At 41.8% G+C, this 22,242-nt stretch carries 16 protein-coding genes, 1 other RNA gene and 1 pseudogene; 11 read left to right on the top strand and 7 right to left on the bottom strand.

Features of this window, described 5'->3' with window-relative positions; genetic code table 11:
• Positions 1-38 precede the first annotated feature (38 nt).
• Positions 39-479 carry a hypothetical protein gene (locus F8R90_RS25350; protein ID WP_196512970.1) on the bottom strand — a complete coding sequence of 147 codons (441 nt, stop codon included), beginning with the start codon at positions 477-479 and terminating at the stop codon, positions 39-41.
• A 222-nt stretch (positions 480-701) separates the two neighbouring features.
• On the opposite strand from F8R90_RS25350, the gene F8R90_RS25345 reads away from it, so the two are divergent.
• The 3 genes from F8R90_RS25345 to dnaN all read left to right on the top strand — a co-directional run bounded on the left by F8R90_RS25345 (position 702) and on the right by dnaN (position 2,542).
• A complete protein-coding gene (locus F8R90_RS25345; protein WP_196512969.1) occupies positions 702-1,004 on the top strand; it encodes a hypothetical protein in 303 nt (100 codons plus the stop codon).
• Between the two features lie 96 nt (positions 1,005-1,100).
• Positions 1,101-1,334, top strand: coding sequence for a hypothetical protein (locus F8R90_RS25340; protein WP_196512968.1), 234 nt, complete (start codon positions 1,101-1,103; stop codon positions 1,332-1,334).
• 44 nt (positions 1,335-1,378) lie between these two features.
• On the top strand, positions 1,379-2,542 hold the full coding sequence (gene dnaN, locus F8R90_RS25335; protein WP_196512967.1) for a DNA polymerase III subunit beta: 1,164 nt from the start codon (positions 1,379-1,381) through the stop codon (positions 2,540-2,542).
• A 267-nt stretch (positions 2,543-2,809) separates the two neighbouring features.
• On the opposite strand, the gene F8R90_RS25330 is transcribed toward dnaN, so the two are convergent.
• The 3 genes from F8R90_RS25330 to F8R90_RS25320 all read right to left on the bottom strand — a co-directional run bounded on the left by F8R90_RS25330 (position 2,810) and on the right by F8R90_RS25320 (position 8,546).
• Entirely contained in the window at positions 2,810-6,121 is a 3,312-nt protein-coding gene (locus tag F8R90_RS25330; protein WP_196512966.1) for a GAF domain-containing protein, read from the bottom strand.
• 255 nt (positions 6,122-6,376) lie between these two features.
• Entirely contained in the window at positions 6,377-7,564 is a 1,188-nt protein-coding gene (locus tag F8R90_RS25325; protein WP_190896038.1) for a TRC40/GET3/ArsA family transport-energizing ATPase, read from the bottom strand.
• A gap of 238 nt (positions 7,565-7,802) precedes the next feature.
• Positions 7,803-8,546, bottom strand: coding sequence for a peptidoglycan-binding domain-containing protein (locus F8R90_RS25320; protein WP_196512965.1), 744 nt, complete (start codon positions 8,544-8,546; stop codon positions 7,803-7,805).
• Positions 8,547-9,089: 543 nt separating this feature from the next.
• On the opposite strand from F8R90_RS25320, the pseudogene F8R90_RS33725 reads away from it, so the two are divergent.
• A pseudogene (locus F8R90_RS33725) lies at positions 9,090-9,298 on the top strand (sensor histidine kinase); the annotation flags it as partial.
• A gap of 96 nt (positions 9,299-9,394) precedes the next feature.
• On the opposite strand, the gene F8R90_RS25310 reads toward F8R90_RS33725, so the two are convergent.
• Positions 9,395-9,943, bottom strand: coding sequence for a 2'-5' RNA ligase family protein (locus F8R90_RS25310; RefSeq protein WP_196512964.1), 549 nt, complete (start codon positions 9,941-9,943; stop codon positions 9,395-9,397).
• 116 nt (positions 9,944-10,059) lie between these two features.
• On the opposite strand from F8R90_RS25310, the gene F8R90_RS25305 reads away from it, so the two are divergent.
• The 6 genes from F8R90_RS25305 to queF all read left to right on the top strand — a co-directional run bounded on the left by F8R90_RS25305 (position 10,060) and on the right by queF (position 12,431).
• Positions 10,060-10,395: a KGK domain-containing protein gene (locus F8R90_RS25305; RefSeq protein ID WP_196512963.1), complete on the top strand. Its 336-nt coding sequence runs from the start codon at positions 10,060-10,062 to the stop codon at positions 10,393-10,395.
• 141 nt (positions 10,396-10,536) lie between these two features.
• Positions 10,537-10,803 (top strand): YciI family protein, encoded by a 267-nt coding sequence (locus F8R90_RS25300; protein ID WP_190896032.1) that lies wholly within the window; start codon positions 10,537-10,539, stop codon positions 10,801-10,803.
• Between the two features lie 37 nt (positions 10,804-10,840).
• Positions 10,841-10,937: signal recognition particle sRNA small type (gene ffs / locus F8R90_RS25295), an RNA gene on the top strand.
• Positions 10,938-10,962: 25 nt separating this feature from the next.
• Complete coding sequence (locus tag F8R90_RS25290; RefSeq protein WP_190896030.1) at positions 10,963-11,349, top strand: phasin family protein; 387 nt, start codon at positions 10,963-10,965, stop codon at positions 11,347-11,349.
• 158 nt (positions 11,350-11,507) lie between these two features.
• A complete protein-coding gene (locus F8R90_RS25285) occupies positions 11,508-11,906 on the top strand; it encodes a hypothetical protein (protein ID WP_196512962.1) in 399 nt (132 codons plus the stop codon).
• 111 nt (positions 11,907-12,017) lie between these two features.
• Entirely contained in the window at positions 12,018-12,431 is a 414-nt protein-coding gene (gene queF, locus F8R90_RS25280; RefSeq protein WP_196512961.1) for a preQ(1) synthase, read from the top strand.
• A 43-nt stretch (positions 12,432-12,474) separates the two neighbouring features.
• Here queF and F8R90_RS25275 read toward each other — a convergent pair whose 3' ends face one another.
• Both F8R90_RS25275 and F8R90_RS25270 read right to left on the bottom strand, forming a co-directional pair.
• Positions 12,475-13,875: a cytochrome c biogenesis protein gene (locus F8R90_RS25275; protein ID WP_196512960.1), complete on the bottom strand. Its 1,401-nt coding sequence runs from the start codon at positions 13,873-13,875 to the stop codon at positions 12,475-12,477.
• A gap of 30 nt (positions 13,876-13,905) precedes the next feature.
• Positions 13,906-14,646 carry a cytochrome c biogenesis protein CcdA gene (locus F8R90_RS25270; RefSeq protein WP_196512959.1) on the bottom strand — a complete coding sequence of 247 codons (741 nt, stop codon included), beginning with the start codon at positions 14,644-14,646 and terminating at the stop codon, positions 13,906-13,908.
• Between the two features lie 180 nt (positions 14,647-14,826).
• Here F8R90_RS25270 and F8R90_RS25265 point away from each other — a divergent pair, with 180 nt between their 5' ends.
• On the top strand, positions 14,827-21,918 hold the full coding sequence (locus F8R90_RS25265; RefSeq protein ID WP_196512958.1) for an AAA family ATPase: 7,092 nt from the start codon (positions 14,827-14,829) through the stop codon (positions 21,916-21,918).
• Positions 21,919-22,242: the final 324 nt, after the last annotated feature.

Here is a 22,242-nt window from a genome sequence, read left to right as displayed (position 1 = left end):
ACGGCATGCCGTGCCCTTACACCTTGCGATATGTTGTACTAACTTACGATCGCAGCCGATGCCCCATTCATAGATCCATTTACAGAAGAAGGCTGAACAGAATCGGCTGCTAAAGGATTGGTGACTTTGGAATTGCCTAATACGCTTCGCTTCTTCTTAGTATTACCTCGTCGCGCACCACCCGCCATCTCGTATTCCTGGCTGATTTTACCGTAACGACTGGCAACTCCTAATAACATTTTTTCTGACATTGCTATTACAACCTGTTCTGCGTTCTTCACGTCATCAGTGAGTTTGTCAATTGTAGATAAAGCAGTGTTGTAAGCAGCAAGCTTAGACCGGAGATCGTTAATTGTCATATTATAAGCTTCTATAGTCAGTCCTTGGCCAAAGTCAAGTTCTACGCTGATAGATTGTAAACTTTCAATTCGGCGATCGGCTCGTTCTAAAACGTTGGAATTTCTTTTACGACGTGCCATAATGCATCTCTGCCACTAGGTTGATAGTACTGTTTTATACAAAAAATGCTTGATTGGCATCGGAAAATATAGCAAAATCAGTTGCTTAGGCGTAGCTTGTCGTAAATATCCCATCTCCAAAAATTTAGTTAATTTCACTGAGACTGTTTTAAGCGTCAAGTAGCAAATGCTTTTATAAGTTCATTACAACAATTGCTGCAATGATTTAAGCGTTTCTTATACATGGAAGAGCATTTGTTGCAAAGTATTAAACAATTGTTGCAACGACTTATACGTTTGCAAGAAATACTTAAGCCTTTCTTATACATGGAAGAGCATTTGTTGCAAAGTATTAAACAATTGTTGCAACGACTTATACATTTGCAAGAAATACTTAAGCCTTTCTTATACATGGAAGAGCATTTGTTGCAAAGTATTAAACAATTGTTGCAACGACTTATACATTTGCAAGAAATACTTAAGCCTTTCTTATACATGGAAGAGCATTTGTTGCAAAGGTTTAAACTTTTACAGTTTGAACAGTAGAAGCCATCGCTTTTGCTTGTTGTCTGAGATGAAATAGCCCCTGAACACTTGTTAACGTGATAAATGAAGTTTTGTTGGTATTGAGACAGATAATTTATGACAGCCAGAGAGCAATTTATTCAGGAAATTGAGCAGGTTTCAGATTCTTTAGTGGAAGAAGTGCTAGACTTCTTGCTATTCATAAAAGATAGACAGGATCAGAAAAATTCCACATCTCATGGTGAGCAAAGCATTCTAGAGCGCATGGGAGGAATTCCCCAGCATTTGCTCTCAGTAGGTAATTTATCAGACCGCCTACGCACTAATCAAATAAATAGCGATCGCCTATAAACAATAAGAATGTTAGGATATCTTTCACCAGCTGCATCTGACTTATGAAATTAGTTTGCTCCCAAAGCGATCTCAGTACAAACCTCTCACTCGTTAGTCGTGCAGTTCCTTCACGGCCAACTCATCCAGTACTTGCTAATGTGCTGCTCCAAGCGGATGCTGAAACTAACCAAGTAAGCTTAACAGCCTTCGATCTCAGCTTGGGAATCCGCACCAGCTTTAACGCAGAGGTATGGCAAAGTGGTGCGATCGCACTTCCTGCTAAATTACTTGTAGACATCACCTCTCGTCTTCCAGAAGGCGAAATCACTCTAGACGATGAATCAGCCTTGACAGGTGCAACACCCGGTGGAGAAGGTTTAATAGTCACACTCACGCCCAAGAGTGGACATTACCAAGTCCGAGCAATGGGGCCGGAAGAATTTCCCGAACTACCTGTAATTGAAAATACCGAAGTAATCCATCTCACCACCGCCGCATTAATTGAGGGATTACGAGGTTCATTGTTTGCTACCAGTGGTGATGAAACCAAGCAAGTACTCACGGGAGTGCATTTAACAGTTAAACAAGATACCTTAGAATTTGCAGCTACCGACGGACATCGCCTCGCAGTAGTAGAAACTAGCAACGAGCGTCCTCTAGGCGGGACTACTCAACTAGAAGTAACAGTACCAGCTAGAGCATTACGCGAACTCCAACGAATGCTAGCTCATAGCGCCTCATCAGATGAACCTGTCGCTTTATATTTCGATCAAGGACAAGTTGTGTTTGCATGGCAAAATCAACGCTTGACTAGTCGCACATTAGAAGGGCAATATCCTGCTTATCGACAATTAATCCCCCGCCAATTTGAGCGACAAGTGACAATTGAACGGCGACAATTCGTCAGCACTTTAGAACGGATTGCTGTGCTAGCAGATCAAAAAAACAATATTGTCAAGCTCAGTATTGACAGCGACGCTCAAGAAATTACTTTATCTTGCGAAGCTCAGGATGTAGGCAGTGGTAGAGAGTCAATGCCGGCGCAAATTTCTGGGGAGAATATAGAAATTGCTTTTAACATTAAATACTTGATGGAAGGTTTGAAAGAGTTGCCATCTTCCGAAATTCAAATGCATTTAAATCAAAGCCTAACTCCAGTGATTTTTACGCCGTTGGGTGGTTTGAAAATGACCTATTTAGCTATGCCGGTGCAACTGAGAAGTTAAAAATAATTGTAGTTGGCGATCTGTAGGGGATCACATGTGTGCATTTGTGTCAACTTAACGTTAAAGCGTTTGTTGATAAAGATATTAGATCCCCCAACCCCCTTAAAAAGGCGGCTAAAATTCTAATCCCCCCTTTTTAACTACGTGTACACACAAGTCGAATTACCCCCCTTAATCCCCCCTTGGAAAGGTGGGAAACAGGAATCTAGTTCCCTCCCCTTTTCAAGGGGAGGGTTAGGGTGGGGTAAAACTGACGCGAATTTCTTTCTATGATTTCGTGATTTGTCTAATCGGAATTTCAATCCAAAATTCTGTACCTAACCCCGGTTGAGAATCACATTTAAACACACCACCGTGTTTATCTACGACAATCTGATAACTAATTGATAACCCCAAGCCAGTGCCTTTCCCCACTGGCTTAGTAGTGAAAAAAGGGTCGCAGATTCTTGCCTTCAGAGCCTCCGGTATTCCTGAGCCATTGTCCGCAATGCGAATTACTACGCTCTTAATATTACCTTCAAGCTCTCCAACAGCAGTATGAATGGTAATTTGACTGCTATGAGATTTTGATTCAGATTCCCTGTAATCTTCTAAAGCATCGATCGCATTGCTTAAAACATTCATAAATACCTGATTTAGTGGCCCGGCATAGCACTCTACTAAAGGAAGATCACTGTATTCTTTGACTAATTTAATAGCCGGACTTTCCGGTTTTGCTTTCAAACGATGCTGCAAAATTAGCAAGGTGCTATCAATGCCCTCATGAATATCAACTGGCTTTTTCTCTGCCTCGTCAAGGCGCGAGAAATTGCGTAAACCCAAGACAATCTGACGGATACGATCAATGCCAACTTTCATGGAAGATAAAGTTTTGGGCAAATCTTCCATGAGAAATTCTAAGTCTATCTCGAAGGCGCGATCGCGAATCTCAGGGTTGGGGTTAGGGGAGTCTTGCAAATAGAGGTCTAGTATACTGAGTAAATCTTGGGCGTAATTGTTGACATGATTGATGTTGCCATAAATGAAGTTCACCGGGTTATTAATTTCGTGAGCAATACCAGCTACCAGTTGACCTAGTGAGGACATCTTCTCAGTTTGGATCAGTTGGGTTTGAGTTTGCTTTAAATCATGCAGAGCTTGAGTCAGCTTTTCTGTCTGCTCTTTGGTTTGATGATGCAATTGGGCTTGTTGAAGTGCAACCCCAAGCTGATTGGCAATTTGAGTGATAAACTTAATTTCCGAGGCTTCCCACTGGCGGGGTGCAGAGTTCTGGTAAGCTGCTAATAAGCCCCATAGCTGTTGCCCGATAAATATAGGTGCGATCGCATACGCCTTTGCCTGTAATTGCTCCAGAGCCGCAACGTGGCAATCAGAGTGACCGGCTTGATAGATGTCATTAACTGCAAAGGTTTCATTGTGACGATATCGCCCACCTTGGGTTTCCTGCAAATAACTATCTTGCCAAACTGTATTGATATTATTATTTACTAACTTTACCCAACCATCACCCACAAACTCAGCGATATATTCACCACTCCAATCAGCCTGAAACCGATAAACTGCAACTCGATCTGCTTGTAGTGATTTACAGATTTCTTGGGTGGTTGTCTGAAAAATCGCATCTAAATCAAGAGATTCCCTAACTTTCGCAACAACTTCAAACAATACCCGTTGTTGTTCTGCTGCTTGTTGCAAATTTAACGTCTGTTGTCGTGTCTGAGCGAGTAATTCAGCTTGCTGGAGTGCTACCCCCATTTGGGCAGCAATCTGACTCAGAAAGTTAACTTCAGAGGCTTTCCATTGCCTGGGGCCAGTGTGTTGATAAGTTGCCAGCAAACCCCAAAGTTTTTGCCCAACAAAGATCGGAGCAAGCACAAAAGCGTGAATTTGAAACTGCTCTAGATTGTCGATATGACACTTAGCAAACCCCATCTTGTAGATGTCATCAACTGCAAATGTTTCATTGTTGCGGTAGCGTCCTCCCTGTGTGTCTTGTAAATAGGTATCATTCCAAATTGTATTGATACCTAGTTCGGACTCATTCGACCAGTATGGACTAGCAGCCTCGAAATCGCCGACAAATTCACCACCCCAATTAGAATCGAAACAATAAACAGAAACGCGATCAGCTTTAATTAATTGACAAACTTCTTTAGTAGTGGTTTGAAAAATGGTATCTGTATCAAGAGATTCCCGAATCTCGGCAATAACTTTAAACACAGCCTGTTCTTGTTCAGATGTCCGTTGTAACTCAACTGTGCGTCTTTTAACTTGTTTTTCTAAATTTTCATTGAAGACTTGTACTTGTTGGTATAGTTCATACTGCTGAACTGCTGAAGCAAAGTGTTTACCGAGGTCTCTAGCCAGTTCAATCTCTTCATCTGTCCATTTTTGAGCTTGTGCTTTTTTAGATTCGCGCCAAACCTCAAACGATCGCCGGGGGTACAATTGCCTTTGATCGCTGTCATACTGCCCTGCCCATAAGGTTTCTGTATCTACTTCGTTGCGGAAAATGCTTAAGTAGCCCAGCAACTGCTGACGATATAAAAGTGGGATCATCAACATGCTGCGAATTTTAGTTGGTTCAAAAGCAACTTGTAAACTTCGCAAGCCGGGAGTGTTATATATATCTAAAATCGCCCAAACGTCGTAGTTACTAGACTTATAGTGTTCGTGCCAGACACTGTACTGCTCTATTAGCGGATATATAGTTTGTTCTGGCATCACAGGTTGCTGTCCACAGATGTAAAGCTTGATACAAGTGTTTCCTGGTATTAAGCATTCTGTTAAGCTGGTGACGTTGCCATTTTGAAAATCAAAAGCTTCATTTCTAATGCAAAGCCTGCCACCAACACCATTAAAGGCAGCAACAGCAGCTTCTAGGGCTGGTTGTAGTACAATCGTTGGCAGTGCATGTAGTAGAGTAGCAATGCGGTTAATGATAGCTTGCCGTTCGGCTGTTTTGCGGACTTGAGTCAGCAGGGTACTTTGAGCGATCGCTACTGACAGCTGATCTACTACCATCTGTACTGCTTCTAGTTCATATTTTGAAATCAAATGCACTTCAGAATTATGAGATACCAACAGCCCCCAAAGCTGATCTTGATAGATAATGGGCGCTACCACAGAAGACTTTACCCCCATTGCCGTCAAATATTCAATATGGCAGGAGTCTACAGAGCGGTAACGGATCTCCTCTGATATAGTTTCTCCATTATCCAAGTCACGCAGATGAATTTGACCAATCTTTTGAGTATCAACATTCACAATAGAATGCACCCGTGATTTGATAAATAGATCACGGGCGCTGAGTGGAATATCCTCAGCCGGGAAATTCAACCCCAGTAGTGATGGCAACCGATTTTCGTAAATTGACTCAGCAATGACCTGACCACTACCATCGCCATGAAATTTGTAAATCATCACTCGGTCAGTTTTTAGTAGCGATCGCACTTCTGCCGTTGTCACTGTGATAATTTCTTCCAACTCTAAGCTTCGTCGGATACGGTTTGTAATGCGGCGTAGTAAACTTTCTTCATGACGACATAAAGGCAAATCTTGTTCAGGGTTGGAGGTCATTGCTGATAAAAAATAAATTAATAATTAGCAAACTGGCATAATTAAAGCTAAAGCCATTTTTAAATTTATTTAATATATTTGTCTTCAGTAAAACTACTGGCAAATCATTAATAAAAATATTTATTTACCTTTTATAAAAATACACAAAAAAAATCATAAAGAAAGACGCAATTTTAATAGCGTCTGCATCATTTACAAGAAAAAATCTTGCTTTTGAGTTTTAAATTTTCGTTGACAGAATAACAATCAATAAAATTAAACTCTTATGTTATCGGCAAAGCGTATTTTCAGATAGTCATCTTCCATCTTTGCCCCTCCTGGTTGTAGTGCTGCTAAGGCTTGTGGCAAAACTAAGTTCCGACGGTGGTTACCAATGGTAATGTTTAATTCATCCCCATTCTTACTCAGTTGAACTTGGTTTTTAGGAATACCAGGTAAATAAATTTCTAAGCTGTATTGGTTTTCCTCTTGCACGACTCTCATAGTCGTTTCTTTGTAATAAACCTGAGTTGGATCTTCATCTTTATAGAGAGTTTCCTTCAGGCGTTCTAATGAAGCCAATCCGCACATTTCCTCAGAAAAAAGTGGAACTTCTTTCACCGGTAGAGGGTGAAAATTATCATGAATTTCCTGGCGATATTGTTCCTGACTTTCCTTCCAACGTTGGAAAAATGGATCTTGAACTTCACTTGGAATAATCCGATTAGCCACGACTAAATCTGTTGCAACATTATACAAACTCAGATAAGCATGGGCACGAAGAGACTCTTTAATCACCATCTTTTCGGGATTAGTGACCAGACGCACTGAAGTCTGAGTATTATCTGTTAATACTTTTTCCAGAGCTTCAATTTGTTCATAAAACTCATAAGGTGCATCCATCACCTCTTTATCTGGTAGCGAAAAACCAGCAATTGGTCTAAAAAACGGTTCAACCAGGGGCCGAAGTGCTACCGAGATGTTTTGAAATGGTTTGTAAAAACGGCGCATATACCAGCCACCGACTTCAGGTAAACTCAGTAAGCGCAGTGCAGTGCCAGTGGGGGCTGAGTCGATAATTAAAACGTCAAACTCACCTTCATCGTAATGGCGTTTCATCCTTACCAAGCCAAAAATCTCATCCATGCCTGGTAGAATCGCCAATTCTTCTGCCTGTACGCCGTCTAAACCCCTTGCCTGTAAAACTTGGGTAATATAACGTTTTACAGCACCCCAGTTTCCTTCTAGTTCTTGCAGCGCATCCAGTTCAGCACCCCAAAGATTTGGACGAATTTTTCGGGGTACATGTCCCATTTCTATGTCAAAACTATCTGCCAGAGAATGAGCGGGATCTGTACTTAAAACCAATGTCTGATAGCCTAGTTCCGCACAACGGAGTCCAGTTGCAGCAGCAACGGAAGTTTTGCCCACGCCGCCTTTACCGGTCATCAAAATTACACGCATAGATACTTCTGTCCTGCCTGAAGATTTTATTACATTTATTTACATTATCGACTGTTTAAGGAAAATAAATGCTGTCTCACTACGTTTAGGCGTGAACAGTTTGAGTTATTCATCAGTCATTGCGGTCTTTTCTGACCAAGGGCGTGATGGTCTACCACTTATTTTAAGATAACGTGCGCCTCCGTTGGAGACTCACGTTAACGCTGTTTTATTACTCTGAATAGATAAAAGCTTCTTGTTACTTCTTATTCCACAGACTAATAAATTCTTTATAGATGGCGGGAGTTATCTGACTTTGTAAGTGAGTTAGTGCATCACGATGGTTTTGATTGTTGTCATCATAGTAAGTGAAGACATTCGTCAGCTTGACAATCTCAGGATTTTGATCATTTGTCCCCCTCCATTTGTTAGTGACTTTGTGTAAAACGTCCTTGGGTAGATTTTGCTGTAAGTTATTTAGGGCTGCGATGTAAGAGGGATTTTGAGGATTCTTTTTAAATTGGAAGCATAAATCTATCAGTCTGAGTTGTGTCTGAGGCTGCGGCTGCGGCTTATTTGTTAAACTAGGTTGCTGTAGAATTTGACGCTGTTCAATAGTAGCAATGCCATTTTCAGTTAAACCCTGAGATTTCTGAAATTTCTTGACTGCTGTATAAGTGGCTGGCCCATAAAAAGGCTTGTTTGGAGGAATTTCGGCATTGGTTGCGAAACCGTGAAACTTCAATCTATTTTGAAGTCCTATGACTGTATCTTCCATTACGCTTCGAGTCTCGGAATCAGCGTTACCATTAACCACAAGTTTTTGTGAGTACTGTTTCTGAAACTTTTTAATAGCTTCTTCAGTAGGATCATCTGTCAAGGAGTTGTTATTCCGCTTCCAGGGAGCAAATTTAGTCAGATCCGGCTTAGGATCAATCTCAGGAGCTAAATATCCCAGCCCAATCAATATATGACGGATGACTTCAGGACTACTAACAGCCATGCTTTTTGGTTCCTTTGCGACTAAACTACCATTTAACGTATCTTGTTTTACAAAAATTATGTAAGTAGGAATAAATAAATCTAACATGTCTTGTTTGCAAGGCACTCCAAAAGTTAAGCGATGTGTGACACGAAGGTGCAACTCTTTGAGAGGTTAGGCGTAGGTGACTATAAACTGGTAAAAAGAAAGATGGTTTTAAGTCTTGGTAGGCGATCGCGATCGCTTATTCTCAACTATTGATGATGATACTATGCGTTAGGGGCACACGGATGTCATTGGTGTCAATTTAAGCTCCAAGCCAGTCTATAACAAGCTTTTAGAGATTGTCTCATTCCAGTCGGAGACTGGGAACGCATAATGGGGGCTGCCGCCTCTTGACTTGAAATTGAAGCGATCGCACTGGCTTAGATCCAGATACGCAGTAGGCAAATTTTGACTGCTCTACCATCTAGCAAGGGTGCATCTATGCGATCTGTGATCATCCTGGAAAATGCCCGCCTCTATCAGAAGGCGCAGACTTATGCTCAACAGTTGGAGCGATCGAATGGTGTCGGAATGCCTGAAGAGGTTAAGCAATGGGTATTTGATTACCTTTCACCACCAAGCCCGTGGGTCAAGGAACAGGTTTAGGATTAGCGATCGCTCAACAAATTGTCGTTGAGGGACATGGGGGAACGCTCAAGGCGGATTCTGTTCTAGGACAAGGAACAGAGTTTACAATAATGCTTCCTGTTGCGGTTAAAACTCACTGAGAGTTAAGCCCTAGATTATAATCGGTGCCAGAGAAAATTAGTCATGCAAAAGGGAACTGCGATCGCATTTTGCCACAAATCGTTTCTCAACTCATCTCAATAAGAAGCAAACAAACCAAACTCCGATTTAATATTCCAGCGCTTACCGTCGTGAAGTAGTAGCGTTAATTTGTCGGCAGTAAACTCAAAATGCAACTGACGCTTTTCAAATTCTGGCCAAGCAGTTCTAAAGTTATGCTTTGATAAATCCCGAAAAGCAACCGTCATGTGGGGCGCAAAAGGGCGGGTTTTAGAAACCTTGTCAACAATTCCCAAGTTGCTTTCTGTATAAGCCATTAAATCAGCTTGCAAAGTCAAAAGTTCTTGAGTTCTGTCTACATTAATATATATGACACGAGGCGCAAAGGCATCAAACCCCTTGAGTGTAATTGCTACTGGCAGTTGTCCACTAGCAAACTCCTTCAAGGATGCTTCTAGCTGTGGCAAGTTAGCATCTGTCCATTCAAAGGGCGGTTGCAGGGTAATATGAGGCGGAGACTTTAACGCCCCGCTACTAGCATAGCGATCAGCAAAGTACTGCTTAATCTGGTTGGCGTAATCTTGAATGTCTTGCGGTGGTAAAAGGGCGACAAAAAAACGGCTCATTTATCTATATTAATTATTTTTGTTCTTTAATAATTGCTGGTTAGTGGGAAAACTTAGGGAAGGCGGATCGAGTTGGCGCTTGATCCGCCATGTTGTTTACCGAAAGAGAAAACTAAATGAGCGATCAAATTATTCTGTCCGATGAGGATGTTGTTTCTATGGCTCAAGATACTAACTTGACTGAGGCTTCAACATCGACAGGTGGAGAACTGATGGAACGTCTGAAGTATTTGGTGTATAGGAGCAGCAACTTAAAAGAGGACAAGGCTTCAGACTGGTTTGGAGATGGTGTGAACTGTAAGCTTTTACTGGCTCAGGGTGGCGGCTGGCAGAAAGGTAAAATCCGAATTCTCTTTGAATTTGTTCCTGACAAGCCGACACCAACAGAACGACTAATTCCCACTAACTCGGCATCTCCATTGGATGATCTGCGATCGCATCTAGAGGTCTAACAGTCACAGATGTATCGCTTCTGCTGTTTTAGTTAAATCTTCAGTAAATCGCTGTAGCTCGTGTATATTGCTACTAAATTGCTACTCAAAAATAGCAATAACTAAAGCAGGCTGTCTGTTGTAACTGGAGTTAAGAAGCAAATGCCGTGGTTTGTAAAGATTGAAGAAGGCAAAGTCGATAAACCGACCTTTGACCAATATGTACCTGCCCACAAAGCCTACATTCAGGACTTGATTGCTAAAGGACACAAAGCACGAACAGGCTATTGGGCGGAGCAAAGAGGCGGGATGTTGCTGTTTGAGGCTGCCTCAAAGGCTGAAGCAGAAGCAATTGTAGCTGATGACCCATTGGTGCAAAACGGCTGCGTTAACTATCAGCTTTATGAATGGCGAATTGTTATGGAATAACACACACTTACTGAATTTTAATGCTATGCTTTTAGAAGACCTGGATCTATGCGACTGCAACACCCAAATCTTGTCAGAACCGGAAGGTAGCAGCAACACGGGAGGCTTGTGGTAGGCGTAGTCTCCGGGTCGCCCTATTTTTAGGAGCGTTCAGCAACAATGCCTGGTTTTGGAGATATTGTTCAAAAAGCTTTTTACCTCGGTGTTGGATTAGCTTCTTACGCGGGTGAGAAAGCAGGGGGAAAATTAGCGGAAGTGCGATCGCAAGTCCAAAAACTGGCAGATGAAATGGTGGCAAAGGGTGAAATGAACACTGAAGAAGCCCGCCGCTTCGTTGAAGATATGATGAAGCAAGCCCAACAGCCCCAAGCATCTGGTGAAACCTCTGAGAAAACACCCCATTCTGAACCTCGCCGCATTGAAATTTTAGAGGAAGATGAAGAACCAACGGTGAAAGAGGGATCAGCTGATGAGAACGTGGATAAATTACGCCAAGAAGTGCTAAACCTGCAAGATGAGTTAAAAAGATTGCAGCGCGATCAATAATTAAAGCATTCTTTGATCGAAATATCAGTAATAAGTGGCACTTTGACATGGCACTTCAGATAGAAACTTGATAAGATACATTGCCTAGTGTGTACTTTGGTGCTTCGAGCCAGATAACACAAAGCGTCCTGTTTATAGCCTGCAAAGGTGTCAAGTTTATGGAACAGTGGCAAAAAGATTTAGTGGAAATCGTTGAAACAGTGGCTGATGAAGTAGAGCGTTTCTTCCTAGGAATGAGTGAAATGGTAGACGCTTTTTTTGAGCTAACGGAAGAAATTACCGAGCAAGTTCCTAATATTGTCACTGAAGTCGATCAGTATTTACAGGATTTAGCTGAACCAATGTTGGAAGCTTACTGGGAACTGGAAGATATTGTAGCAGATGTAGATCCTGGTTTTCCTTATTCAGTCGAACCCACAGCCGAAAAAAATCCTGCCTGTATCGGTTGTACTCACTACCACGGTCAAGTTTATAGTGGTAATTTGTTAGTTTGTGCCATGCATCCCCACGGTTGTGAAGATGAGAATTGTCCAGACTGGGAAAAGGAAGAGTATTGAGTGGGTAGAGACGCGATTAATCGCGTCTCTACTAGGGAATTAGGAGTTAAGAAGCTACAAAATTACTAAAAGGACGTAAAAATAAATAAAATAACTAATGACAAATAACAAATGACAACTGACAAAATATCTGAAAGTCTATCCCAGACAAGCCAAGAAATGAAGTATGGCGAACGCGACATTGCGGAAGGTAAACTAATTACCTTTCCAAATCCGCGTGTGGGAAGGCGATATGACATTAACATTACTTTGCCGGAATTTACTTGTAAATGTCCATTTTCTGGTTATCCTGACTTTGCGACAATTTACGTTACCTATGTGCCAGATGAACGGGTAGTGGAATTGAAGGCACTTAAGCTTTACATTAACAGTTACCGCGATCGCTACATTTCCCACGAAGAATCTGCCAATCAAATTTTGGATGATTTTGTGGCTGCTTGTGATCCGTTAGAAGTCACGGTGAAAGCAGATTTCACACCTCGCGGTAATGTACATACCGTTGTTGAAGTACGTCACCAAAAGTAGGAGACGTTTTAAACGCAGAGGATTACTTTGCGTACCTATGCGTTTAAACTTCAATCGCCGCCTCTTTCTCCTCACCTTTTGGCTGTGAACTCAGCCGATCTAAAATATCTAAAACCTCTTGTTCAAAAGCAACTTGGGCGCGATTAGTTTTGCCACCAACATACAAGCGATCGCCTTTTTGCAATGCCCATATTTGCGAATGGGAGAAGTAACTCATCACCACACCCAGCATTAGCAAGCCAAACCCTGAGTAAACAATTGGTATACCTGGATCGGCTTTAATTTGTAAGCCAGTGCTACCAATGACATCCAGAATTTTCAGCTTCACACCATTGACTTGGGTAGACATCCCCGCGCGGACAGTATCAACGAGTTTGCCTGCGGGATCATAAATTAATACCATTCCTTGCAAGTCTTTGGCTAACAGGGAGACACCCTCACTCAAATCCGGTTTAGTCGGAACCCAGGTTCCCCAAATGCGCCCGTTCCCGTTGGTGTTCAATTGCGCCATCGGTAGCTGAAAAATGGGGCTGTTGTTAAATTGAACGCGAACACCTGCAATTCCCCAATCCGTTTGATAGAAAGTTACGCCATGATAGCGCAGAGGCTCGTTGACAAAAATTTTCTTATGGTCAACTTCCTTTCCCTGATTATCTAAGACAGACATATCCGAATAAAATTGATCAATGCCGCCAGATGGAGTGTAGTCAATCCAAAAACGATTGACACGCACAGACCAATCTTTCGGGACTTGGGCTGCTGCTAAAGGGCCAGCATCGACAATATTTGTAACTTTAAATGTATCACCACTGGCAACCATTTCCTGAGCCAGAAACCCAGTCATCGCCCCCCAAATTCCCCCTAGCAGAATAGCGACGATGCCAATATGAACGATAATTGGGCCGATGCGTCCGACTATTCCCTTCCGGGCATAGAGGAGATTTTCTTTTTCTTGATCTTGAAAAATTTTATAGCGGTGTTTCTGTAATATTTGGTTTAAGGAATCTAGAGAACCAGTATCTATTTCTGCACTCAAAGCTAACTTTTGAAATTGCCGTGGTTCTTCGTAATATTTCCAGCGCTGGGCAGCTTTTAAGGCTGGTAACTGACGGGTAAAAGAACAAGCAGTTAAGCTAGTTCCAAATAAAATGAGTAATGCCAGAAACCACCAAGTACGATACACGTGGTCTAACCCAACTACCTGAATTACCTTCCAAGTTAGGAAACCAAATAAAGCTGGATGTTCTGGGTAGTTGGCTTGGTAAAATGCGGGTGATTGACCTTGTTCGATTACAGTACCAGTAGAGCTAAAGATTGCAATCAATAGCAATAGTGCGATCGCTAGTCGTAAGTTGGTCAGTATAGGCAAAAGCTCTTGGCGTAAGAACTTCCCAGGTAGTGCCCACCATTTTAATTCTTTGGACGCTGAATCTTCTAAAGTCATTATGTGTAAAATCTAACAAAGGTGTTGATATTAAAAACTGCCAAGGGGAATCCGAGAAATCAAGGAAAATACACCGAATCCTACCAATAACGCCCCACTGACTGGGTTAATCCAACCAGACCAGCGACGCAATTCTAGTAACTTTTTAATTGAAGCTGTGAAAGTACCTGCCAAAATCAACGGTGCTACATAACCGGCTGTGTAAGAGAGTAGCAAAACAGCACCTAAAATTAAGTCTTGTGTATTAGCAATCCAACCCAGCAAGCTAGCTAAAACAGGCGTGCTACAAGGGGATGCCACTAAGCCGAAAGTCAGCCCTAGCAAATAAGAACGCAATCCTGCTGGTAAATCTTGCGAAATCCAATTCGTTTCGCCCAAGGATGGAAATTGCAGAGGCAGTGCTTCTAATAAGTTCAGCCCCATGAGAATGGCGATAATGCTGACGATAATCGGCAAACCAATTCCCACTTGACCATAGACTTTTCCCACCAAACCTGCTATAATGCCCAACCCTGCCAATGTAGTTGCTAATCCTAAAGCAAACCAGGTTGATTGGGCAGCTGCTTGTAGGCGGCTTTTGGCTTCATAACCGCCGATGTAACCAATGGTAATTGGCAGCATAGAAAGCATACAGGGTGTAAGACTGGTGAGCAAGCCAGCGGCAAAGATGATACCAACACTCACCATGCTAAGGTGTGTCAGTTGGTTAGAAACTAGGCTGTTGGCAAATTGTTCTAGTTGGTAAATTTGGGTTTGCAGGTTATCAAGCATGGGAGTTTTTGAGCGGGAAATGCTTACTCTGCTTGAATTTTAGCTTATTTTTGGTTTGTGAGTCAGCAGAAGTGATTATTCGAAACTGATATCATCTAAATTTCATCTGCCCAAGGAAATGTATCTAAAATACAATTAATCTCGGATTATCCCTAAAGAAACACTGCTGGAGTATTTGGCATGATGATTGCATTACCCGGATTTAAAATTGTCACTTTGTTAAAAGCAGGGGTAAAAGCAGTCATATACCGTGGAATCAAAGTTAAAGATCAGTGTCCGGTAATTATTAAAAGCCTACATCCAGAACAGTGTACACCCAATAATATTGAACAACTCAAACATGAGTATGCGATCGCTCAAAGGTTAAATACCACAGCCGCAGTCAAAGCTTACGCCTTAGAAATGTACCAGGGAATTCCTTATTTAATTATGGAGGATTTTGAGGCGCGATCGCTCGACCAGCTGCTAGACCAATTTCAAGAACCTGTTTCGTTCCTAAAAATTGCTATTGAAATCACCAGCAAACTTGCACAAATTCACACTCATCATATTGTTCACAAGGATATTAAGCCGCAAAATATCTTAGTTAACCTCGAAACCAGTCAGGTCAAAATCGCCGATTTTGGAATTGCTGCCTTCATTCCATATGAGCAACAAATAGTTAGCAGTTCCAGTCGCATTGAAGGCAGTTTACCTTATTTATCACCTGAGCAAAGCGGGCGGATGAATCGAGGAATTGACCATCGCAGCGATTTGTATTCGCTGGGAGTCACCTTTTATGAGATGCTCACAGGTCAGCTACCATTTCAAGGCAAAGACCCCTTAGAGTGGGTACATTGCCATATCGCCAAATCTCCGCCATCCCCGAAAAAACTAAACTCTGATATTCCTCAAATGCTTTGTGACATCATCATAAAATTGCTGTCAAAGGTTGCAGAACAGAGGTATCAGAGCGCTTTAGGTTTGCAATTTGATCTGGAACGGTGCTTAAAGCAATTGGAGACAACCGGAGAAATCCAATCCTTTGTTTTGGGTGAGCAAGATATCTCAGAGCGCTTTCAAATTCCCCAAAAATTGTATGGGCGAGAACAAGAGATTGCAAAGCTTTTACAAGCATTTGAGCGAGTTGTTCACCAAGGTAAACCAGAACTTGTGTTCGTCTCTGGCTATGCTGGTGTTGGTAAATCTTCTCTAGTGAAGGAGATTCACAAGCCCATTGTAAGAGAACGCGGCGTTTTTATCTGTGGTAAGTTTGATCAGTACAAACGAGATATTCCTTATTCCACTATTGTTCAAGCTTTTAAAACACTTGTTAGACAAATTTTAACGCAGCCTGAAGATCAACTTACCTCTTGGAAAAAGCGAATACAAACAGCATTAGGGAATAATGGTAGATTAATCACAGATGTAATTCCAGAAGTTGGATTAATCGTTGGAGAACAACCTCCTATACCAGAGCTGGGGCCTGCTGAAGCTCAAAATAGATTCAATTTGGTGTTTGAGAATTTTATCAGTATCTTTGCTCAAAAAGAGCATCCACTCACTGTATTTTTAGATGATATGCAGTGGGCAGATAGTGCTACTTTGAATTTAATACAAACTGTTATTACTGGGTCTAGTATCCAATATCTCTGCTTTATTTTGGCCTATCGAGATAATGAAGTAGATGTTGTACATCCCTTTAGTTTGATGATGGAGAAGGTTTGCCTATATGGAGCAAGAACAACCGATATTCTTCTTACTCCCTTGAGTATTGTTTATGTAAATCAGTTGATTGCTGATACCCTGCATAGTTCAACAGAACAAGTAGAACCTCTAGCTCAATTGATTATCCAAAAAACTGACGGTAATCCTTTTTTTGTCAATGAGTTTCTGAAAACACTACATCAAGAGAATTTGCTGAATTTTGATCGCCAACATCGTGTTTGGCAATGGGATCTAGCTCAGATTGAAACCCAAGGTATTACAGATAATATTGTTAGTTTGATGATTGTGCAGATGCAAAAACTGCCATTAGCAACTCAACAGGTGCTGAAGTTATCCTCCTGTATTGGTAATCGCTTTGATTTAGAAATTTTAGCAATTGTTGGTGAACAATCTATTGAAGAAACGGTAAATGCACTTGTTGATGCAATTTTAAGAGGATTAATTATCTCTATTGAGTCAGATGAAACTACCCAGAAAAGCTATCGTTTCTACCATGACCGAGTTCAACAAGCTGCTTATGCATTAATTGCCGATGAATCAAAGTCGGCTGTTCACCTGAAGATTGGGCAGCTTTTGCTGAAGAATGCTAGTCATGAAAAAGTTAACGAGCAAATTTTTGATTTAGTCAATCAACTCAATCTCGCTGTGGATCTAATTGTTGAAAAGACAGAAAAAGATGAATTGGTACGATTGAATTTAATCGCTGGTAAGAAGGCAAAAACATCTACAGCTTATACTCCTGCTAAAAGATTTTTGAGTATAGCTATGAATCTTTTAACTGAGAATAACTGGATTGAACAATATGAACAAACATTTACTTTATTCAGAGAACTAGCTGAGTGTGAATTTTTAACAGGAAATTTAGGACAAGCAGAAAAATTATTTGAAATACTATTTAATAAAGCTGCTTCTCATGTGGATAAATCTAATATTTATATGCTGCAAATCCGACTCTACCAAGTTGCAGGTAGATATGAAGAAGCACTCATAGTGGGATTAGAAGCTTTAAAACTTTTTGGGGTGACATTCCCTGATACACATGAGCAAGTGCAAGCTGCGATCGCAATTGAAAGAAACCAGGTATTAACCAACCTAGATAATAGACAAATATCCGATTTAATTAATGCTTTAGTAATCCAAGACCCCAATATTAAAACAGTTATTAGTCTGTTGACTACTTTAGGCCCGCCTACTTATCTCGGTAGACCTCATCTCTTTCCCTTAGTCGTACTTAAAGCAGTTAACTATTCACTCAAGTTTGGTAATACGGAAGATTCCTGTTTTGCTTACAGCATGTACGCTATGTTGTTAGTCTCCATCTTCCATGATATTCCTACAGGCTACGCATTTTCTGAGATGACAATTCAATTGAATGAAAAGTTGCATGGCTTGAAACTTAGAGGAGTTGTTCTGCATATTCATGGAAGTCATATCAACGTTTGGCGTAACCATATTGCTACTGATATTCCCTTTTTAGAGCAGGGATTTATTGGCTGTGTAGAAGCAGGTGATGTGACGATGGCGAATTACAACGGCTATCAAAGCTCATGGCAAATTATCCAGTTAGGTTCTCCACTTGCAGAGACATACAAATCTCTAGAAAAATATACTGCCTTTGCCCGCCAGTCTAAACATGAGGCTGTTTATCAGACAATCAGACTACAGCAGATGCTACTGATGAATCTGCGCGGACTCACTCACCAAAACCTAACCCTAAATAATGATGAATTTGATGAATCACGCGCATTATCTGTAATTACAGATGCAGGCTTTGTCAGTGGAATTATATTTTATAATATTATCAAATTAATTATCTTTTTTACCTACGGACAATATGCAGAGGCACTAAACTATGCCTTAAAATTATCAATATTTCCAGTTAAAACATTAGCACTACCAATTGAAACAGATTATATTTTATATTACTCACTGACTCTAACAACTCTTTATTCAACAGTCTCTTGTCAAGAACAAGAACAGTTTTTGCAAACCCTAGAATACCATCAGCAGCAATTGCAATACTGGGCAAGTCACTGTCATGCTAACTTTTTACACAAGTCTCAATTAGTCGCTGCTGAAATAGCTCGAATTGAAGGTAGGGACTTGGAAGCAATGCGCTTGTATGAGCAATCGATCGCTTCAGCCCGTGAGCAGGGATTTGTACAATATGAAGCTTTGGCTAATGAGCTAGGCGCTAAGTTTTATTCGGAGCGGAAGTTTGAATTAATTGCCAAAACCTACTTGCAAGAAGCTAAAAACGCCTATATACGCTGGGAAGCATCCGCTAAAGTTAAGCACCTCGAAGAATCCTATCCTCAGCTATTTCCACAACAACAACTTGTCTCTAACGGAACGTTTATCACTACAGGTGAGCATTTAGACTTTTTATCAGTAGTTAAAGCCTCTCAAACCATATCTAGTGAGATTGTTCTTTCGCGGTTGTTAAAGACATTAATGCAAATTGTCATTGAGCAAGCGGGAGCAGAAATCGGTTATTTATTGCTTGAACACGAGCAAAATCTGGTAATCGAAGTAGAAGCTAAGGTTAATCCCCAAGCAGAAAAGCTCAATGTTTCTCGGCCTGTATTAGAGGGCGAAATTTCACAATTTATTCCTCAATCAATCCTGAATTATGTTCAGCGAACTCAAGAAACAGTGATTTTGCAGAATGCCACTAAGCAAAATCTGTTTTCAAAAGACGAGTATGTAATTCAAAAGCAACCTAAATCTGTACTTTGTTTGCCGATCGCCCGTCAATCGAAATTACTGGGTATTTTATATTTAGAAAACAATCTTATCTCCAGCGCCTTTACACAGGAAAAACTTTCCGTACTGGAAATCTTGATAGTTCAAATTGCCATTTCCCTAGAAAATGCTCGTCTTTATCAAGGTCTAGAAGACAGCCAAGCACAACTTAACCTGGCGTTAAAATCTGCTCAAATCGGTGTTTGGAGTTGGGATATTGCCAACGATCGCTTTGACTGGGATGAGCAAATTTATCAACTATTTGGGTTAACACCTGAAACTTTTGCTGGCACATCCGAAGCAATTTTAGCTCGTCTACATTCAGATGATCGAGGATTGCTAGCTCAATCGTTGAGTCGAGCGATTAACGAAGGCGTGGAGCATGACTTAGAATATCGAATTATTCTAGATGACGGCAGTATCCACTATGCAGCTTGTCGAGGAAAAGCCTTTTTTAACGAAGCAGGTAAAGCTACACACATGAGTGGTGTTGTGCTTGATATTACAGATCGCAAACAATCTGAAGTCGAACGTATCCAACTGATTCAAGAGCAAACCGCCCGTCTGGAAGCAGAAGCCGATCAGCAACGAGCAGCGTTTTTAGCTCAAGTCAGCGCAACACTAGCCTCTTCTCTAGATTACGAAAGCACGCTAGCAACTGTGGCTAACCTAGTTGTGCCTTACTTCGCCGATTGGTGCAGCGTTGATCTGCTGCAAGATAACCAATCAATTAATCGGGTAGCAGTTGCCCACCGAGATCCAGAGAAAGTTAAACTCGGTTGGGAACTTCATCAGCGTTATCCTAGAAAGTTTGATGAACCTCAAGGTGTGCCTAAAGTGCTGCGTACAGGAATTGCTGAAATGGTAACTGAAATTCCAGATGCAGCTTTAGTACAAGGCATCTTAGACGCAGAACATCTCAGGATTGTGCGTGAACTTGGTTTAAAATCCTGTATGATCTTGCCCTTAATGGCACGCGAACGGATTTTTGGTGCCATTTCGTTTATTACTGCTGAATCAGAACGTCGTTACAGCACGGCTGACTTGTCATTAGCGGAAGATGTTGCCCATCGAGCTGCGATCGCCATCGATAATGCCCGCCTTTACCAAGAAGCGCAGCAAGCACAAAGAATAGCAGAACAAGCATTAGAGCGCATTGCCCGTCTCCAATCCATCACTGCTGCTCTTTCAGAATTGCTGACACCGGCCCAAGTATCTGAAGTCATTGTAGAACAGAGCATGGCTGCCTTGGGAGCCAATTCTGCCCTCGTCGCCTTGGTGAATGAAAGTAAAACTGAACTGGAAATTGTACGTGCAGTTGGCTATAACCAGAATTTGGTGGACGCTTGGCGGCATTTTGCCATCGATTCACCCTCTCCTTTAGCAGAAGCTGTGCGGACTGGGCAACCTGTTTGGGCTGAACCAACAGAAAATCGAGTAGCTCGTTACCCACATTTGGCCCAAATGTACGCCCAATATGACTTTGAAGCCTGGATTTCTATTCCATTGATGGTAGAAGGTTCGGCAGTTGGAGGTATAACTTTGGGATTTGCCCAGCCTCAACAACTGAGTGGAGAAGATCAAGCGTTTATTTTGGCTCTTGCTCAACAATGCGCCCAAGCGATCGCTCGCGCCCATCTCTACGAAGCCGAACAAATGGCACGAAGCGCTGCTGAATCAGCAAACCGCATCAAAGATGAATTTCTAGCCGTACTGTCCCATGAACTGAGAACACCGCTTAACCCAATTCTGGGTTGGACAAAACTGATGCGAACCCGCAAGCTTGATCAAGCAACAAGCGATCGCGCCCTCGAAACCATTGAGCGCAACGCCAAGTTACAAACCCAATTGATTGAAGATTTGCTTGATGTCTCCCGCATCCTTCAGGGTAAACTGAACCTCAACTTCGGCTCTGTTGATTTAGCATTAACTATTCGATCTGCAATGGAGACAGTGCGTTTATCGGCGGAGGCTAAGTCTATCCAGATTCAGACAATTCTTGAATCTGGTGTCGGGCTAGTTTTAGGTGATGCCAATCGATTACAACAAATCATTTGGAATATCCTTTCTAATGCCATTAAGTTTACTCCTGCTGGGGGAGAGGTAAAGATTAAATTAGAGCAAGTTGGCTCACAGGTACAAATTTGCGTCACTGATACAGGAAAAGGGATTGCACCTGAATTCTTACCTTATGTCTTTGATTATTTCCGTCAAGCAGATGGTGCCACAACTCGAAAATTTGGCGGCTTAGGTTTAGGATTAGCGATCGTCCGGCATCTTGTAGAACTTCACGGGGGGGCTGTTCAAGCAGAAAGCCTGGGGGAAGATCAAGGAGCAACTTTCACTGTCAAACTTCCATGCTTACAGGATGAAAGCCAAAGAATCAAGGATGCAAAAGATAACTCCTCACTTCTGGCACAGTCTTTACCCTTGACTAGCTTAGAGATTCTCGTGGTGGATGATGACGCAGATATGCGAAAGTTTTTGCCTTTCATGTTGGAGCAATATGGCGCAACTGTAACCGCTGTAGCCTCAGCCATCGAAGCTTTAACTGCACTGAGTCAATCCCAGCCAAATTTGATCATCAGCGATATCGGGATGCCAGAAATGGATGGTTACATGTTGATGCGACACGTGAGGAGTTTGGAACCAGAGCAAGGCGGGACAATTCCAGCGATCGCCTTAACTGCCTATGCTGGCGAGATGGATTATCAGCAAGCGATCGCTGTCGGATTTCAACAGCATATTTCCAAGCCTGTAGATCCAGAGGAATTGATAAAGGCGATCGTGTTATTAGACTTATTACCAAGGCGGCGGTAAGCCCACTTGCTTTTTGGGGTGTCTGGGATAGCCGCCCTGCCGCCGTTAACTGTTGACTGTCAACCATCAACCGTCATCAGCCAACGTGACATCTCCTTTGAAGGGTGCGATGAGCTTAAAAAGATAGCGCAGCGGTAGCGAGTCCGCGAGCGTTCGGAGTATGACTGTATTTGCACTTTGGTCATAGGTAATTGACTTCCACCTTCCTCCACAGGATGACGCTAGCTAAACAAGCGATTAAACTATGGATAAATATGTTGCTTTTAGCACTACTTACATAAATTTAATTTCATTGTTAAATCTAAAATCTCATCCTGCTATATA

This window comes from Nostoc sp. NZL (assembly GCF_015714705.1).
Classification (GTDB): domain Bacteria; phylum Cyanobacteriota; class Cyanobacteriia; order Cyanobacteriales; family Nostocaceae; genus Nostoc; species Nostoc foliaceum_A.
Note: the sequence above shows the minus strand (reverse complement) of the source record. Positions and strands in the feature narration are given on the sequence as shown.

What these genes read in the sequence shown, in the direction of transcription:
- F8R90_RS25350 (WP_196512970.1), bottom strand. Translation starts at nt 479, where the DNA reads ATGGCACGTCGTAAAAGAAATTCCAACGTTTTAGAACGAGCCGATCGC.
- F8R90_RS25345 (WP_196512969.1), top strand. Translation starts at nt 702, where the DNA reads ATGGAAGAGCATTTGTTGCAAAGTATTAAACAATTGTTGCAACGACTT.
- F8R90_RS25340 (WP_196512968.1), top strand. Translation starts at nt 1,101, where the DNA reads ATGACAGCCAGAGAGCAATTTATTCAGGAAATTGAGCAGGTTTCAGAT.
- dnaN (WP_196512967.1), top strand. Translation starts at nt 1,379, where the DNA reads ATGAAATTAGTTTGCTCCCAAAGCGATCTCAGTACAAACCTCTCACTC.
- F8R90_RS25330 (WP_196512966.1), bottom strand. Translation starts at nt 6,121, where the DNA reads ATGACCTCCAACCCTGAACAAGATTTGCCTTTATGTCGTCATGAAGAA.
- F8R90_RS25325 (WP_190896038.1), bottom strand. Translation starts at nt 7,564, where the DNA reads ATGCGTGTAATTTTGATGACCGGTAAAGGCGGCGTGGGCAAAACTTCC.
- F8R90_RS25320 (WP_196512965.1), bottom strand. Translation starts at nt 8,546, where the DNA reads ATGGCTGTTAGTAGTCCTGAAGTCATCCGTCATATATTGATTGGGCTG.
- F8R90_RS25310 (WP_196512964.1), bottom strand. Translation starts at nt 9,943, where the DNA reads ATGAGCCGTTTTTTTGTCGCCCTTTTACCACCGCAAGACATTCAAGAT.
- F8R90_RS25305 (WP_196512963.1), top strand. Translation starts at nt 10,060, where the DNA reads ATGAGCGATCAAATTATTCTGTCCGATGAGGATGTTGTTTCTATGGCT.
- F8R90_RS25300 (WP_190896032.1), top strand. Translation starts at nt 10,537, where the DNA reads ATGCCGTGGTTTGTAAAGATTGAAGAAGGCAAAGTCGATAAACCGACC.
- F8R90_RS25290 (WP_190896030.1), top strand. Translation starts at nt 10,963, where the DNA reads ATGCCTGGTTTTGGAGATATTGTTCAAAAAGCTTTTTACCTCGGTGTT.
- F8R90_RS25285 (WP_196512962.1), top strand. Translation starts at nt 11,508, where the DNA reads ATGGAACAGTGGCAAAAAGATTTAGTGGAAATCGTTGAAACAGTGGCT.
- queF (WP_196512961.1), top strand. Translation starts at nt 12,018, where the DNA reads ATGACAACTGACAAAATATCTGAAAGTCTATCCCAGACAAGCCAAGAA.
- F8R90_RS25275 (WP_196512960.1), bottom strand. Translation starts at nt 13,875, where the DNA reads ATGACTTTAGAAGATTCAGCGTCCAAAGAATTAAAATGGTGGGCACTA.
- F8R90_RS25270 (WP_196512959.1), bottom strand. Translation starts at nt 14,646, where the DNA reads ATGCTTGATAACCTGCAAACCCAAATTTACCAACTAGAACAATTTGCC.
- F8R90_RS25265 (WP_196512958.1), top strand. Translation starts at nt 14,827, where the DNA reads ATGATGATTGCATTACCCGGATTTAAAATTGTCACTTTGTTAAAAGCA.